General features: G+C 73.6%; 14 protein-coding genes. 9 read left to right on the top strand and 5 right to left on the bottom strand.

From position 1 onward, the window contains the following. Window positions 1-155: 155 nt before the first annotated feature. Both OG207_RS16260 and OG207_RS16255 read left to right on the top strand, forming a co-directional pair. On the top strand, window positions 156-1,238 hold the full coding sequence (locus tag OG207_RS16260; protein ID WP_329099254.1) for an alpha/beta hydrolase: 1,083 nt from the start codon (window positions 156-158) through the stop codon (window positions 1,236-1,238). Next, a complete protein-coding gene (locus OG207_RS16255; RefSeq protein WP_329099253.1) occupies window positions 1,235-2,026 on the top strand; it encodes a trypsin-like serine peptidase in 792 nt (263 codons plus the stop codon). Before OG207_RS16260 ends, OG207_RS16255 begins: the two co-directional genes overlap by 4 nt. Window positions 2,027-2,056: 30 nt before the next feature. Here the strand turns inward: OG207_RS16255 and OG207_RS16250 are convergent, their stop codons facing one another. The 3 genes from OG207_RS16250 to OG207_RS16240 form a co-directional block, all read right to left on the bottom strand. After that, a complete protein-coding gene (locus tag OG207_RS16250) occupies window positions 2,057-3,001 on the bottom strand; it encodes an EamA family transporter (RefSeq protein WP_329099252.1) in 945 nt (314 codons plus the stop codon). Window positions 3,002-3,045: 44 nt separating this feature from the next. After that, window positions 3,046-3,864: an isocitrate lyase/PEP mutase family protein gene (locus tag OG207_RS16245; RefSeq protein ID WP_329099251.1), complete on the bottom strand. Its 819-nt coding sequence runs from the start codon at window positions 3,862-3,864 to the stop codon at window positions 3,046-3,048. Between the two features lie 213 nt (window positions 3,865-4,077). Beyond that, window positions 4,078-5,172 (bottom strand): threonine synthase, encoded by a 1,095-nt coding sequence (locus OG207_RS16240; protein ID WP_329099250.1) that lies wholly within the window; start codon window positions 5,170-5,172, stop codon window positions 4,078-4,080. Window positions 5,173-5,446: 274 nt separating this feature from the next. On the opposite strand from OG207_RS16240, the gene OG207_RS16235 reads away from it, so the two are divergent. From OG207_RS16235 to OG207_RS16205, 7 genes are all read left to right on the top strand, one after another. Continuing rightward, window positions 5,447-6,616, top strand: a complete 1,170-nt coding sequence (locus OG207_RS16235) for a DUF4190 domain-containing protein (protein ID WP_329099249.1) — start codon at window positions 5,447-5,449, stop codon at window positions 6,614-6,616. Window positions 6,617-6,753: 137 nt separating this feature from the next. After that, a complete protein-coding gene (locus tag OG207_RS16230) occupies window positions 6,754-7,506 on the top strand; it encodes a GntR family transcriptional regulator (protein WP_329099248.1) in 753 nt (250 codons plus the stop codon). A 442-nt stretch (window positions 7,507-7,948) separates the two neighbouring features. Further along, complete coding sequence (locus OG207_RS16225) at window positions 7,949-8,134, top strand: SPOR domain-containing protein (RefSeq protein WP_030012541.1); 186 nt, start codon at window positions 7,949-7,951, stop codon at window positions 8,132-8,134. Window positions 8,135-8,173: 39 nt separating this feature from the next. Further along, a complete protein-coding gene (locus OG207_RS16220; protein WP_329099247.1) occupies window positions 8,174-8,584 on the top strand; it encodes a (deoxy)nucleoside triphosphate pyrophosphohydrolase in 411 nt (136 codons plus the stop codon). Between the two features lie 153 nt (window positions 8,585-8,737). After that, complete coding sequence (locus OG207_RS16215; RefSeq protein WP_329107672.1) at window positions 8,738-9,166, top strand: ATP-binding protein; 429 nt, start codon at window positions 8,738-8,740, stop codon at window positions 9,164-9,166. Window positions 9,167-9,375: 209 nt separating this feature from the next. Then, window positions 9,376-11,985: a SpoIIE family protein phosphatase gene (locus OG207_RS16210; RefSeq protein ID WP_329107669.1), complete on the top strand. Its 2,610-nt coding sequence runs from the start codon at window positions 9,376-9,378 to the stop codon at window positions 11,983-11,985. Between the two features lie 42 nt (window positions 11,986-12,027). Continuing rightward, a complete protein-coding gene (locus OG207_RS16205) occupies window positions 12,028-13,239 on the top strand; it encodes a hypothetical protein (protein ID WP_329099246.1) in 1,212 nt (403 codons plus the stop codon). 15 nt (window positions 13,240-13,254) lie between these two features. On the opposite strand, the gene OG207_RS16200 is transcribed toward OG207_RS16205, so the two are convergent. After that, the gene (locus tag OG207_RS16200; protein ID WP_329099245.1) at window positions 13,255-13,974 is read right to left on the bottom strand and encodes a PspA/IM30 family protein; all 720 of its coding nucleotides are present in this window, start codon (window positions 13,972-13,974) and stop codon (window positions 13,255-13,257) included. Between the two features lie 38 nt (window positions 13,975-14,012). Beyond that, window positions 14,013-16,148, bottom strand: a complete 2,136-nt coding sequence (locus OG207_RS16195; protein ID WP_443072717.1) for a TPM domain-containing protein — start codon at window positions 16,146-16,148, stop codon at window positions 14,013-14,015. Window positions 16,149-16,163: the final 15 nt, after the last annotated feature.

Genomic DNA, 16,163 nt, shown 5'->3' with positions numbered 1-16,163 from the left:
ACGCGCGTCCCGGCCGGCCGCGTGGCGCTCGCCACGTCACCCCCGTCCCAGGCAACCCATCCCGTCGTTCATACCTCTGTAAAGGGTGTAAGGGGGACCGATCGGTCCGACCCGCGCTCCTGGTGGGCGCCGGAGAAGGAACGGGACAAGAAACCGTGCAGCAAGACCAGCAAGGCGACGGCAGCCCCATGACCGAGGGCGGCCGTCGCCCCCATCGCCTGCGCATGATCCTGATCAGCGGCGGGCTCGCGCTCACCCTCGCCGCAGGCGGAACCGCCGCGTACAAGTTCGGCCTCTTCTCGGACATAGGGGATCCGGTCTCCTTCGGCCAGGCCCAGGAGAAGGCCGGCGCGACCGCCGAGCTGCCGCCCGAGGTGCAGATGCCGACCGGGCCGAAGGCCTCGTTCGTCCGCACCTCCCGGCTGCCGGACGGAACGCAGATCGGCCGCACCACCCTCACCGGCAAGAAGTCCGGCTTCACGGGTGACGTGTGGGTGTGGGTGCCCAAGGAGTACGACGACCCGCGGTACGCCAAGAGCGGCTTCCCGGTCCTGATCTCCCTGCCGGGCGGTCGCGGCTACCCCACCAACTACTGGGGTACGGGTCCCGGCCTCGGCCTCCAGAAAGCCGTCAGCGACGGCGCCAAGGCCGGCACCAGCCTGCCCTTCATCCTGATCATGCCGGTGCACAACGCGGACACCAAGCACCACTTCGACGCCTCCGACATCCCCGGCCAGCCCAAGATGGGCACCTGGATGGTCGAAGACATCCCGGATTTCACGAAGGCCAATTTCCGGACCTTCACCTCACGCGACGGCTGGGCCTTCATGGGCTCCTCCGCGGGCGGATTCGGCGCCTTCAAGCACGTCCTCAAGCACCCCGACCGGTTCAAGGCGGCCATCGCGAGCGGGGTCGACATCGTCCCCGACTCCCCGCTGTGGCAGGGGAACACGCAGGCCATGGACGCCGACAACCCGGAGAAGCTCGCCGCGAAGCTGATCGCGGCGGGCGGTCCGGACGTCTACATCAACTTCCAGATCGGCACCGCGGAGAGCGGCCGCGACAAGGCCGAGAAGTTCATGAACGACTTCGGGAAGGGCCCCGTGCACACCTCGCTCCAGGTGATCCAGGATGGTGAGCACAACGGAAAGTCGTACGTGCGCGGTATGAGGGAGGGCGCTCTGGAGTGGATCAGCAAGGTGATGAAGGCACCGACACCCGACCCCGGCGTGCGATGAGCACGGTGGTGAAGGGGGCGTCGGCGGCCGCCGCGGCGGGGGTCGCGGCGGTGTTCGCCGTCGCGTTCCTCAAGGTGCCCGGCGAGCGGCTGGTGTTCCCCTTCCCCACCGTCGGAGTACTCATGGCGGGCGGCGAGCACTGGTGCACGGCGAGCGTCGTCGACAGCCCCGGGGGCAACGTCGTCGCCACCGCCGCGCACTGCGTGGCCCCCGCGGGCGAGGACGGGCAGCCGGGCGAGGTGGCCCATGACGGGCTGGCCATCGGCGAGCTCTCCTTCGCCCCGGCCTTCTCCGGCGAGGGCGCCGGCACCCGGCCGCTGGGCGTGTGGAAGGTCAAGTCGATCCACGTGGACGACCGCTGGACGAAATGGGGCGAGGACACCGCCGACTTCGCCTTCCTCACCATCGAGCCGGACGAGGACGGGCGCAGCATCCAGGACGCGGTCGGCGGCGGCGCCGAGGCCCCGAAGCCCGAGTGGACCTCGGGGTACGAGCGGGAGGTGACCGTCGTCGGCTACCCGGAGTCCGAGCACAACCCGCAGAACAAGCCGGTCTCCTGCACCACCCGGACCCGCCACGACGAGGACGACCCCGACATGCTCTACATGAGCTGCGCCGGGTTCTGGACGGGGACCAGCGGCAGCCCCTGGATCGCGGACCGGGGCGGGCCGGACCGGGCCGGTCGGCTGATCGGGGTGCTGAGCGGCGGGGACACGGACGTGGACTCCACGGCCGCGCTGTTCGACGAGCACGCGAAGGCCCTGTACGAGGCGGCCGCGCGGGGCTGAGCCCGCCCGCCCGGGCCGGCACTGCTGCCGCTACTTCTTCCGCTCGGTACTGACGATCACGCCCACCGCCGCCACGACGATCGCACCGCCGACCAGGATCTGCCAGGTCAGGGCCTCGTCGAGGATCAGCGTGCCGAGCGCCACGGCGACGACCGGATTGACGTACGCGTACGTGGACACCAGCGACAGCGGCGCGGCCTGGAGCAGCCACACGTACGCCGTGAAACCGACGAGCGAACCGACGACGGTCAGATACCCGAGGGCCCACCAGGAGGCGGTGGAGAACGCCGTCGGGTCCAGGCCGCGCTGCTCGCCGCGCAGCAGGCCGACGACCACGGCGGCGGCCCCGCCCACGAACATCTGGTAGGCGCTGCCCGTGAGGGGGTTGTCCGGCAGCTTCAGCCGCGGCGCCGAGAACGAGCCCAGCGACCACAGGACCGAAGCCGCCAGGACCATCAGCACCCCCGACAGCCGCACCGAGCCGCTGAGCCCCGGGCTGGTCAGCACCGCGAGCCCGGAGAGGCCCACCAGCACCCCGGCCAGGGTGCGCAGCGGGGGCCGGTCCCCGCTGCTCGCCCGGAGCACCACCACCCACATCGGCACCGCCGCCACCAGCAGCGCGGCGAGGCCCGACGGCACCGAGGTCTCGGCGAGGACCACCAGGCCGTTCCCGCCGAGGATCAGCAGCAGCCCGACCAGGGCCGCCGAGGCGAGCTGTGCGCGGGTGGCCCGCAGCGCGGCCGGACCGTACCGCCAGGCGACGACGGCGGACAGCAGCAGACCGGCGGTGATGAACCGGGCTCCGGCGGAGAGGAAGGGCGGCATGGTCTCGACGACGACCCGGATGCCGAGGTAGGTCGAGCCCCAGACCACGTAGACGAGGGCGAGGGCGGCCCAGACCGCGCCCGAGATCCTGCCGAGGGGGGCGGTGGCCGGCCCGGCGGCCTTGCCGTCGACCGTTGTGGAGGTGCTCATGCCCGGATCCTAAGGTCGTTGGCCCATGCACGCTTCCGGATATCTCAACCCTTGAGGAGGTCGTTCAGCTCGCCGTAGGGGAGGGAGTGCGCGAGTGCTCCGTAGCTGCCCCCCGAGACCAGCTCCTCGGCGGCGCGGCGGACGACGGCGTACGCGGCTTCGGCGACCCAGGAGCCGAGGCTGACGCGGGAGACGCCGAGGGCGCCGAAGGCGGCGACGGTCGGGGCGCCCGGGCCCAGCAGGATGTTGAGGGGCGCGTCGATGCCCTTGGCGAGTTCGGCGACGGTGTCCGGGTCGAGGACGCCGGGCACGAAGACGCCGGTGGCTCCCGCCCGCAGGTACGCGGCGGCGCGGGCGAGGGTGTCGTCCAGGCGGGTGGCGTCCTCGCCGAAGCCCCGCAGGTAGGTGTCGATGCGGGCGTTGACGTAGAGCGGGACCCCGGCGGCGTCGGCCGCGGCGCGGGCCGCGGCCAGGCGCTCGACCTGCTCGGCGGGGTCGCGGTGGCCGTCCTCGATGTTGATGCCGACCGCGCCGGCGGCGAGGACCCCGGTCACGGTCTCGCCCACGGCGGCCGCGTCGGCGCCGAAGCCGCCCTCGATGTCGGCCGTGACGGGCACGGGGACGGCGGCGACCACGCGGGCGATGAGGTCGAGGGCCCGGTCCCGGGCGAGCGCGTCGCCGTCGGGGGACCCGAGGGACCAGGCGACGCCTGCGCTGGTGGTGGCGACGGCGGGGGCGCCGGCGGCCGCGACGATGCGGGCGCTGGCCACGTCCCAGGCGTTGGCGAGGGCGAGCGGGGCGGCGGGGGTGTGCAGGGCCGCGAACGCGGCGGCCTTGGCGGCGAGATCAACATGGGTGGTCATGCGCTCAGTTCACCAGACCGGACGCGTCCGGGCTCGCGGAATTCCGACATGGGCGTGGGCGTGGGCGGGCGGCGTGGCGCGGATGCCGCGCTGCCGCGCCACCTGGCCGTCGGCCCTCCGCCCGTGCACAGTCCGCTGCCTGCCTGCCTGCCTGCCTGCCTGCCTGCCTGCCCGTCGCCTGCCTGCCTGCCCGTCGCCGGCGCGCCCGTCCGTCTATCCGCCCGCGCCGCACAGAGGGAGCACGGCGGTGCGGCCCTGCAGGGGATCCCCGGGGGCCGACGGGCCCACCGCGGCCCAACAGGCCGCGGCGGTCGGCTCCACGGAGAGCCCGCGGCGGGCCAGGTCCCGCTGGGCCTCGTGCAGCCGGTCGTCCGGGACGGTCAGGACGGTGCCGCCGGACTTGCGGACCGCCGCCAGGATCTGGCGGGCGCGGGGCGGCGCCGGGATCGCGATCCCCTCGGCCAGGGTCGGCCGCTGTTCCACCGGAGCGGCTTCCTCGGCGCCGGCCGCGAAGGCCTGCGCCACCGGGGCCACCGCCTCCGCCTGGACCGCGATCAGGGCCGGCGGCCTGACCCCGCGCCGGGCCAGTTCCTCCACGGCCAGGGCGGCCCCGAGCAGCAAGGTGCCGTTGCCCACGGGGACCACCAGGGCCTCCGGGAGCCGGCCGCCCAGCTCCTCCCACACCTCGTACACGTACGTCTTGGTCCCGTGCAGGAAGTACGGGTTGAACACGTGGCTCGCGTAGAAGACCCCGGGTGCGTCCGCCGTCGCCCGGGCGGCCTCGGCGGCGTCCTCGCGGCCACCGGGGATCACCCGGACGGCTGCGCCGTGCGCCCGCATCCGTTCCGTCTTCTTCTCCGAGGTGCCTTCGGGCACGAAGATCTCGCAGTTCAGTCCGGCCCGCGCGCAGTACGCGGCCACCGCCGTCCCGGCGTTGCCGCTGCTGTCCGCCACCACCCGCTGCGGTGCGAGCCGGCGGGCGAGCTCCACGAGCATCACCGCGCCCCGGTCCTTGAAGGACCGCGTGGGCATCAGGAAGTCGAGTTTGGCGTGGATCCGCTCCGCCAGCGGGACCAGCGGGGTGTGCCCCTCGGCCAGCGATACGGAGAACGCTCCCGGCAGCGGCAGCACGGACCCGTACCGCCACAGCGAATTCGGTCCCGCGGCCGGTTCCAGTACCGCGGCCGGGTCCGGCGTGAAGTCGAGGTCCCAGGGTCCGCCGCAGACCGGGCACGCCCAGGGGGCGGTGCGGACGTCCGCGCGGGTGCCGTCCTCGGAACAGATGTAGCCGGGGAGTGCATGCGTCATGTGAGGAACACCTTTGCTCGGTCATGGCCGGTGTACAGCAAGGATGTTACGTGCCGATGATCATGATCGGGGTGAGTGTTGCGCGGCGCCGAGCGGGAGCCGCGGGCACCGGCGGGGCCGTGCGGGGCGGCGGGGGCGACCGTCCTGCCGGGCGCCCCGCTGCGTACTATTTCGCGCATCCGTTCGCGCATTCGTTCGCGCCTTCCGCGGCGCGCCCCGCGATGCCGCCCCGCGATGCCGTCCTGCGACGCCGCCCTGCGATGGAGTCCGCCCCGTGAGCACCCCGCCGAGTCCTCCTCCCGGACCGGGCCACTCCTGGCCCCCGCCGCCCCCGTGGCAGGGCTGGGGTCCGCCCCCCGGTTACGGGCAGCAGCCGCCGGCGCTCAACGGCTTCGCCCTGGCCTCGCTGCTGTCCGGGCTGCTGTGCTTCCCGCCGCTCGGCATGGCCTTCGGCATCGCGGCCCTCGTGCAGATCGCGAAGCGGGGGGACCGGGGCAAGGCCCTGGCGATCGTGGGCCTGGTGGTGTCGGTGGTGATGACCGGCGCTCTGGTCCTCACCGCCGGGCGGGTCCTGAGCGCCGCCGACGACCGGTTCCCGGCGCTGAGCGAGTACGCCGACGTCGAGGGCGACCTCACGGACCTGGGCGATCTGCGGGCGGGCGACTGCTTCAACGTTCCCGGCGGGGACCTGATCGACGAGCGGCCGGTGACGTACCGGATCGACTGCGCGCGCGTGCACCACGGTGAGGTCACCGCGGCCAAGACGCTGGACGTGCCGGACGCCCCCGAATCGCGCGAGGCCGACCGCGCCTCCGAGGACGCGTGCTGGAAGGCCCAGGACGACTACGCGATGGACACCTGGGCGCTGCCCGAGTACGCGGAGATGTTCTACTACGCCCCCTCGCGCCGGTCCTGGCGCGAGGGGGACCGGACGCTGCTCTGCGTGATCGGTACGACCGAGGAGGAGTGGCGGGGCAGTCTGCGCAAGGACGCCGGGATGCTGGCGCCCGAGCAGGTGGCCTTCCTCCGGGCCGCCAACAGCGCCGAGTTCGTCATGAGCCGGCCCCCGGACGGCGAGGTGGAGGACGTGCTGCCCGAGTACCGGGCGTGGGCGCGCGAGGTGCACGCGGCGCTGGGCGCCGAGGCGAAGCTCCTCCAGGGGGACGCGGCCCGGGCGGGGCTGGAGAAGGCCGTTCCGGCGCAGCTGGGGGAAGTGGAGGCGGCGCGCGTGCAGTGGCAGCGCGCCTCGCAGGCCAGGACGCCGGAGGAGTTCGACCAGCAGTGGGACCGGGCCCTGGCCGCGATGTCCTTGGAGACGGAGCGGGCGCTGCGCGGTGCGTACGGGCTTTCGACGGTGATTCCGCAGTGGATGCGGGACAGCAAGAGCGACCCGGAGGGTTCGGACGGCGGGACCGGCGGGGGGCCCTCGTCCGAGTCGGTGTGACGTTGCACAGGTAACGCAGGGTAACGGGTTTGAGTGACCTGGCTTCATCACTTCGAGTGAAACTCTGGCCCTTGCTTGCGGTCTTCAACCGTCGGTTGCCAGGGTGTAGCTGTCTGTCAACCTGATGGGAGTGGCCAGTGACTTTCGGTGAGCAGCCGGCCTATCTGCGCGTGGCCGGGGATCTGCGACGGAAGATCGTCGACGGTTCTCTGCCCCCGCACGCCCGGCTCCCCTCTCAGGCACGCATCCGCGAGGAGTACGGGGTCTCCGACACCGTGGCCCTGGAGGCGCGCAAGGTCCTCATGGCGGAGGGGCTGGTCGAGGGCCGGTCCGGATCCGGCACGTACGTGCGGGAGCAGCCGGTCCCGCGGCGGGTCGCCCGCGCCGGCTACCGCACGGGCGGTGCCTCGACGCCGTTCCGGCAGGAGCAGGCCGACGCCGAGGCGCGCGGCACGTGGGAGTCGAGCAGCGAGCAGACGGGCGCGCCCGCGGAGATCGCGAAGCGGCTCGGCATCGAGCCGGGCGAGCGCGTGATGCGCACGCGGTACGTCTTCCGCGACGCGGGCGAGACGATGATGCTGTCGACCTCATGGGAGCCGCTGGCCGTGACCGGCCGGACCCCCGTGATGCTGCCGGAGGAAGGGCCGCTGGGCGGCTCCGGGGTGGTCGACCGGATGGCCGCGATCGACGTCGTCGTGGACAACGTGGTCGAGGAGGTCGGCGCACGGCCCGGTCTGGCGGAGGAGATCCTGCTCCTCGGCGGGGTGCCGGGACACGTGGTGCTGGTGATCGGCCGCACCTACTACGCCTCCGGCCGCGCCGTGGAGACGGCCGACGTGGTGGTCCCGGCGGACCGGTACCGCCTGGCGTACCACCTCCCGGTGCGGTAGCGGCCCCCGCTGTCGTGCGAACCCCCGGGCGCCGCCCGGGGGTTCGCACGCGCCCGCCGCAACGCCCGCGACCCGGCGGATTTCGGCGCGATGGTGAACGCCCGCGCCCACCCGCCCCCGGCGTCCCCGGACCGTTCGGTCCGCATGTCGGGACCACCGCCTCCGGCGCCCCGGCCGGCGGCGCGCCGGACGCTCCGCCACCCCCCTCGGCGCCACCTGCGCGGATGGCGGCCGAGCGGCGGCGCTGCGGTCCCGCCCGGGCCTCCCGCGCGCCCCGTTCGGACCGGCGCGCACGGCCCGCTCGTACGCATGGCCGGATGCGTACGCCTGTGAGGTACCTCTTCGTGAAAAACCGTATCCGCTCCGTAAAGGTCGGGCGTAAGCTCGGGCATATGCGCAATGCGGTTTCCCGGACAGGTACGTCGGCGGAGGGTGAAACGCAATGAACGACAGCGGTGCCCTGCTTCCGTGGTTGGTCATACGCGAGGACGACAACGGCAACCGCTACCGGGTGGGTCGGTACGCCACCCGGGCCGAAGCCCAGAAGGTTGCCGACAGCCTCGAAGATCGAGGACACAAGCAGCTCTACTGGGTCGAGCGGATCGGTCAGACCGCCACGATGAACTGAGCGTCGCAGCGCCCCGCGACGCTGGCATAGGCTCCGCCCATGACGGTACGAGTGGTCGTGGGCGGAGCCCTTTGTCATGAGGGGCGCCTACTGGCCGCCCGCCGCAGCGCACCGCCCGAGCTCGCCGGCCGCTGGGAGCTGCCGGGCGGGAAGGCCGAACCGGGTGAGTCCGTCCCCGACGCGCTGGTGCGCGAACTGCGCGAGGAGCTCGGCGTGGAGGCCGAGCCGCTGGAGCGGATCCCGGGCGAGTGGCCGCTGCGTCCCGGGCTCGTCCTGCACGTGTGGACGGCCCGGCTGCTCTCCGGAGTGCCCGCCCCGCTGGAGGACCACGACGAGCTGCGCTGGCTCGGGCCGGAGGAGCTGGAATCGGTGGACTGGCTGGACCAGGACCGGCCCGCGGTGGCCGAGGCCGGACGCAGGCTGCGCCACGGCGCCGGCGGGGGCGCGTGACGCTCGCGGTCTAGGCCGTCTGCGCCACAGTGCGCCGGTGGGCGGGGATCGAGTGGTACGACGCCCCGAATATCGGGTATGTCGCTATTAATCCCTATCTCGTCCCCCTTTCGTCCCAGACGAACCGGACTGGGGTCGCTGTTGGCCCGGGAAGTGATCGGCGTGATCGACACAGACGGTGAGTGCGCCGAGTGGGCCTTTCCCGCCGAGCCCGGTGCCGTCCGCACCGCCCGCCACGCCGTCCGCGGCACCTTGCACGACTGGGGCCTGGAGGCCGTGGGCGATGTGACCGTCCTGCTGGTCAGCGAGCTCGTCACCAATTCCCTCCGGTACGCCTCCGGCCCCATCGGAGTCCGCTTGGAACGGCGCAATCCAGCCGCCGGCGGCCCCGCGGGCGGCCCCGCACTGCTCGTGGAGGTTTCGGATCCGCTTCCGGATCCACCCCGCGAACGGGTCGCCGACCACGACGACGAGGGGGGCCGTGGCCTGCACCTCGTCGCCGCCTCCTCGCAGCGCTGGGGGACCCGGCACGGGAAATCGGGCAAGACTGTGTGGTTCGAATTGGCTCTTCCTGGTGAGTAACAAGGAGAACGGTGGCGTGTGACCTTTCGAGAACGCCTCCCGGCGGCAGCTGGGAGAAGGTGCTCGGGAGGGATCGCGCGAGATGGCTCGAAATCATCGAGACCGTGCTGTGATCGTGAACGCCGTGCCGTCCGGGGCCGTGGTGCTGAATACTTCGGTCATGGCCGGTCCGGTTGCGGTGAGCTGGAGGGGACGGTCGCGTGAGCGAGATACCTGCGCAGGCACATCAGACCGACGTGCCGCGAGAGACATGGCACGACGCCCTGTGGCACAGCAGTCCGCCTGGCTCGATATATGACTACATAAAGGTTGCATCCTTCTCGATCGGACCCGACGGGCTCATCGATCAGTGGAGCCTGCGCGCCGAGGAACTGTTCGGGCTGGGCGCCTCCCAGGTCGTGGGCCGCGACCCGGTCGACGCCTTCATGCCGCCCGAGCTGCGTCCTGACGCGCACCGCAAGGTCGCCGAGATCCTCGACGGCAAGGAATGGACGGGCCTGATCCCCTTCCGGATCCCGGGCGGCAACGGCGCGCACGGCGTGGCCGAGATCTATGTGATGCCCACCCAGACCGAGACCTCCGAGCGGGCCGCGCTGTGTGTCGTCGTCGACGTACGCGCGCTGCGCCGGATCGAATCCGACCTCGCGGCGTCACAAGCGATATTCGGCCAATCCCCCTTCGGGTTCCTGCTCTTCGGCACCGACCTCACCGTGCAGCGGGCCAACCGCCGCTTCGCCACCGTCTTCGGGGGCGCCGTCGAGGAGCACCGCGGCCGGACCGTGCACGACTACTTGCCGGCGCACGAGGCCGACCGGATGACCGAAGCCCTGCGCCGGGTACTGGACACCGGGGACTCGGTCACCGATCTGCGGATCACCGGCGCCACCCCGCGCAGCCGGGAGAACCGCCACTGGTCCATCAACCTCTACCGCGTCCACGGCGGCAGCGGCCGCCCCATCGGTGTCGCCGGGATCGGCACCGACGTCACCCGTCGCCACCTCGCCGCCCGCGAGGCCGCCGGGGTCCGGCGCAATCTGGCCCTCCTCAACGAGGCCGGGCACCGCATCGGCAACTCCCTCGACCTGGAGACCACCGCCCGCGAACTCCTCGACGTCACCGTCCCCGGCTTCTGCGACCTGGCCGCCGTCGACCTCTACCAGGGCCTGCTGCTCGGCGACGACGACCGGCCGGCCCGGCCGCAGGGCCCGGGCGTGCCCAGCCTGCCCGGCCAGGGCCCGGCGCGGACGCCCTCGGCCGCCCTGCGCCGGGTGGCCTTCGCCTCCGCCGTCTCCGACGCCCCGCTGTCGGGACCCGGCGCCCTGGTCTCCGTCGGCGACGTCCACCGCTACCCGGCCGCGTCGCCGGGCGCGCTGGCCCTGCGTACGGCGCGACCGCGGCTGATCGAGGGCGGCGGACCGGAAGACCTCGTCCAGTCCACACTGGTCGTGCCGATGGTCGCCCACGACACGGTCGTCGGGCTCGCGCAGTTCTCCCGCACCAAGGGCAGCGAACCCTTCGGCGAACGGGACCGGGCGGTGGCCGGCGAACTGGCCGCACGGGCCGCCGTGTGCATCGACAACGCCCGCCTCTACCGGCGCGAGCACGAGCGGGCGCTGATCCTGCAGCGCAGCCTGCTGCCCCCCGGTGACCCGGAGGCGGCCGGCCTCGACATCGCCTGCCGGTACTTGCCCGGCAACGCGGCCACCGAGGTCGGCGGGGACTGGTTCGACGTCATCGAGCTCCCCGGGCACCGCACCGCGCTGGTCGTCGGCGACGTCATGGGCCGCGGCCTTCGGGCCGCCGTGGCCATGGGAGAACTGCGGACCGCCGTACGGACCCTCGCCCTGCTGGACCTCGAACCGGCGGAGGTACTGACCGCGCTCGACGAGATCGCCCGCGGCCTCGGCGCCCCCGGCGGCTCCCAACAGGCCTCCCGGGCGGCCCTGCACTCGCGGGACGCGGACCGCTCCGAGGTGTACCTGGCCACCTGCGTGTACGCGGTCTACGACCCGGTGACGCGGCGCTGCACGATCGCCAACGCGGGCCACATGCCGCCCGTACTGGTCGAACCCCCGGACGAGGCCGGCGTCCCGCGGCCCGCACTGCTCCTGGAGGTGCCGCCCGGGATGCCGCTGGGCGTGGGCGGCGAACCCTTCGAGGAGGTCGAGGTCGACCTGCCGGAGGGCGCCCTGTTGGCCCTCTACACGGACGGGCTCGTGGAATCCCGCGACCATCCCCTGGAAGAAGGGCTGCGCGGACTGCGAGCGGCCCTCGCCGATCCGGTCCGGCCGCTGGAGGACGTCTGCGACCACGTGCTGAACACCCTCGACACCCGGCACGGCGAGGACGACATCGCCCTGCTCATGGCACGGGTGCAGGGCCTGCCGCTGGACGCGGTCGGCGACTGGCAACTGCCCCGCGAGGCCCGCTCGGTGGGCCGGGCCCGCGAACTGGCCCGGGCCAAACTCCCGGCCTGGGGCCTGGAGGGCCTGCTGGACACGACCGAACTGCTGGTCAGCGAACTGGTCACCAACGCCCTGCGGTACGGGGAGGGCGAGATCCGGCTGCGACTGCTGCTGGACCGCACGCTGGTCTGCGAGGTCTGGGACGCGAACCTGGTCCAGCCCCGCCGCCGGCGCGCCCGCGACACCGACGAGGGCGGCCGCGGCCTCCAGCTGGTCGGCCTGCTGTCGGCGGGCTGGGGCACGCGCCGCACCCACCGCGGCAAGACGGTCTGGTTCGAACTCCCGCTGCCCGGCGCGGCGTCGGAGGCCGTCACCGAACTGTCGGCGGAGCAGCTGCTGAGCATGTACGGATAACGAGTGGCGGCCCCGTACCGCGACGGGGCAGGGTGCGGGGCGATGAGCGACGAAGACGAGATGTTCTACGCCCCCCACGACTGTCTTGAGGGTCTGCTGCAACGCGGCCGGGGCCTGGGCGCCGCGAGGGCGCTGCGGGACCCGGCGGCGGCCGCGCCGTTCGTGTACGACGGGATCCGCCGGGACTGGCGGTGGGACGGGATCGACGAACGCTCCCTCTACCTGGCCCGCCTGGTCCGGGACCTGGAACTGTCCCCGACGCCGATCGTGGACCAGCTGGCGGGGGACGAGGACGCATGCCTGCGGGCCGCCCGCGTGCTGGAACTGCTCGCGCTCTCGGGTTCGGTCGAGGCCCGGGACGGGCTCCGGGCCCACATCCGGGAGGGCGAGCACTGGGCCGACGTACTGGAGTCGGTCGCGGACCGCTGGCCGGCCGACTGGTGGGAGGACCTGGGCGAGGTCGCCCGGGCCCGCACGGGCGGTCAGGCGGAGCCGCCGTGGCCCCGCGAGCCCTGGATCCGGTTCGGCATAGCGACGCGGGGCGTCCCGGCATGGTCGCGCCGGGGCCCGGACGACCGCAGCGACGGAGAACTGCTCTCGCTGCTGGCCGACGTCCGCGCCAGCGACCGGGCGAAGGCGGACGCACTGCGCGAGCTGGCCGACCGGCCGGCCACGGAGGACCTGATCCCGTTCGTGCCGCTGCTCGGCGCCTCCCCCGGCGGACGGCCGCTCGCGCCGCTGCGCCGGGCGGTCGAACGCCTCGGAACCCGGGCCGTGCCCGCCGCCCGCGGGTGGGCGGCGGACGACCGGGAGTGGCTGGCGGAACTCGGGGTGGACGTGCTGGCCGACCACGGGGAGGCCGAGGCACTGCCCGCCCTCGTCCGCCGGCTCGCGGACCAGTGGGAGGTACGCGCCTGGTGCGGCCCCGTCCTGACGGCCGGGCGGCTGGCCCGCTTCGGGCCCGCCGCCGCCCCGGCCGTGCCCCACCTGAGGCTCTATTGGCTGCGCAACCCGCACTCCAGCGAACGGCCCGGCTACCTGGAGGCGCTCGCCGCCATCGACCCGTCCGGCCTGGACTACGTGCACACCGAATCCCTCTGGGACTGCCAACAGCAGGCGCGCCTGCTGGGCACCGCGCACGCTCCGGACGTTCCGGAGGTGCGCGAGCGGCTGGCCGCGCTGCGCGACGACCCGATGGAGGACCCGGAGGTCCGGGCGGCCGCGGCGGAGCGGGCGGCGGGATTCCCGGCTTAGCCGGCCCCGGCGACCCTAGGCGGCCTCGCGGGATTTGAGGGCGGCGAGCCGGGCCTCGATCTCCGAGGTCTTGCCCAGGTCGTCCAGGGCTTCGAACTGGGTGTCCAGGGAGGACGCGGCGAGCTCCTGCCTGCCCAGCGCCCGCGCCTCCTCCCGCCGCACCTTGTCCTCGAAGCGTGCCAGGTCGCTCGTCGGGTCCATGACGTCGATGTTCTTCACCGCGTCCAGCATCGTGTTCTGCGCCTGGGCCGTCTTCGCCCGGGCCACCAGCTCGTCACGCTTCGCCTGCAGCTCCGTCAGCTTGTTCCGCATCGCGTCCAGGCCCGACTTGAGCTTGTCGACGACCTCCGTCTGGGCGGCGATCGTCGGCTCCGCCACGGTCGCCTCCTTCTCGGACTGGATCTGCCGGCCCAGCGCCACCTTCGCGAGGTTGTCGAACGTATCGGCCTCCGCCGTCGCCCCCGACGCCCGCAGCTCGTCCGCCTTCTTGCTCGCCGCCAGGGCCTTGCCGCCCCACTCGGCGGCCGCCTCCACGTCCTCCTTGTGGTCCGCCTCCAGCATCCGCAGGTTGCCGATCGTCGTCGCGACCGCCTGTTCCGCCTCCGAGATGTTGTTCGTGTAGTCGCGGATCAGCTGGTCCAGCATCTTCTGCGGGTCCTCCGCCTGGTCCAGCAGCGCGTTGATGTTCGCCTTGGCGAGCTGGGTGACGCGGCCGAGGATGGTCTGCTTGCTCATGGTGGGTCCCTCCTGGTCAGGGCCGATGTGTGTGCCGTTCAGAAGCGGCCGCCGCCGCCCATGCGGCCGCGCGTCCCGCCGCCGCCGAAGGAGCCGGGACCGCTGCCGCCCCCGCCGCCCCCGAAACCGCCGCCGAAGCCCCCGCCCCGGCCGCCCCGCAGGATCTCGCCGAGGATGATCCCGCCGAGTACCGCGCCGCCCTGGCCGCCGCCATGCCGCCGACCCGCGTACGGGTCCTGGTACGCCCGTACGTCCTGCTCCGCCAGCTGCTGCGCCTGCCGCGCCAGCCCGTCCGCCCGCTGGGCCTCCGCCAGCGCCCCCGCCGGGTCGGCCGCCGCCACCGACACCGCCCGCTTCAGGTGCCGGCCCGCTTCCGCCAGCCGGGTGCGGGCCTGGCTGCCCACCGCGCCCCGGGTGGTGGTGACGTAGTCCGTCGCCGCACCGATCGAGCTGCGCGCCGCCAGCAGGGCCTGGTCGAGCAGGGCCACCGCCCGCTGCCGCCCCGATTCCCGTTCCCGCGCCCCGGCCAGCGCCTCGTCGAGGGCCGCGTCGGCCTCCTCGATCCGGCGCAGGGCGTCGATCGGGTCGTACCGGCCGGCCGCCTCCTGCTGCCGTACGTCGGCCAGTACGGCCTCCGCCCGGCCGATCCGTCCGCGCAGGTCCGCCGTCGAGGTGCCCTCCGCGGTTCCGGTGAGCAGCCCGCGGGCGTCCGCGAGGTCGGTGTCCGTCTCGGTCAGCGCGCCCGGCAGCTTCCCGGCCGCCTCCGCCAGTTCCTGCGCCCGCCGCTCGACCGCGTCCATCAGGGTGGCCGCCTGGTCCACCGCGCCCTCGGCGGACCGTACGTGCACGGCCGCCGTGCCGTTCTCGCCGGCGTCGACGGCCGCGTGGGCCAGGCCCAGGTTGGTCGCCGCGAACAGCAGCCGGTCCTTGGCCTGTTCGGCGTTGGAGGCGACGGGCGCGGACGCCGAATCCGCGTACCGCCGGGCCAGCGCGGTCAGCGTCGCCTCGGCGGTGGTGGTGCGTCCGGTCAGCTCCAGGTAGCGCTCCTCCACGGACGCCAGGACCTGCGGGGCGTTCTTCTCCAGGTCCCGCAGCCGGTCGAAGTCCGCCGACTCGGCGTCGAGGCGCCGGTTCGCCCCGGTGCACCGGGCGACGATCTCGTCCAGCATCCGGCGCCGGGTCGCGTCGTCCTCCGGGTAGGCGTCGTCGAGCTGCTGGCGCAGCCGGAAGGCGTGCGTCAGCTCGTCCTTGGCGTACGCGACGGCCGCGACGAACGGGCGGGCCGCCTCCTCGCCGAACTGGGCGGACGCGAAACCGAGTTCCTCGGTGCTGGTGCGGACCGCGTCGTCGGTCTCCACCAGCAGGGCCTTGGCCGTGGCGTCCAGCTCCGGCAGCGGGAGCCGGTCGGGCGCCCCTTCGGGCCAGCCCGGCCCGGTCGTCGTACCGCGCCCGCCGGCGGCCGCGTCCTTGCGCTTGCGGCGGGTGTACGCGTACGCGGCGAGCGCCCCGGCCGCGCCGACGGCGACCACCGGGAGCACGAAGTCCCCGGCCCCGCTCTCGCCGCTCCCCGTGCCGCCGGGGTTCGCCGGGCCGGGGGTGATGGTGGGCACCGGGACCGGCTGACCACCGAGGACGGCGTTGTAGCCGTTGGCCGCGCCGATGGCGGCGCCCGCCCAGTCGTTCTGCTTCAGGGCGGGCTCGATGGCGGTCTGCGCGACCGTGGCCAGCTGCTGCTCGGTGAAACCGGAGTCGACATCGGCCGAATAGGCGTACTGGCGGTCCCCGGTCGCCACGGCCAGCAGGACGTCGTTCTGGCCGAGGCCGTTGCGCTGCGCGGTGGCGTCGGCCCAGCTCTGGGCGGAGCGGCCGGAGAAGTCCCGTACGTAGACGACGAAGAGCTGGATCTTCCGGTCGGCGTACAGCTCGTCGAGCGCGGCGGTGACGGCGCCCTGCCGGTCGCCCAGGGCACCCACGAGGTCGGTGATCTGCCCCTGCTGGGACAGGGCGACGGGATCCTCGGCCCGCGCGGGCGTCGCCCCGGCCGCACCCCAGCCGCTGATCGCGAGCAGCCCGGCCGCCAGGGCGAGCCCGGCCCGTACGGACCTCCTGCGGCGGGGCCTGCTTCTCGGCGGAATCACAATTGGGAGGTTATGGGGGGTTTCCCGGACCCGCATGCGGAGTCGTTCCGG

The sequence above is a fragment of the Streptomyces sp. NBC_01439 genome (genome assembly GCF_036227605.1).
Taxonomy (GTDB): Bacteria; Actinomycetota; Actinomycetes; order Streptomycetales; family Streptomycetaceae; genus Streptomyces.
This window is presented reverse-complemented; position numbering and strand designations above follow the sequence as displayed.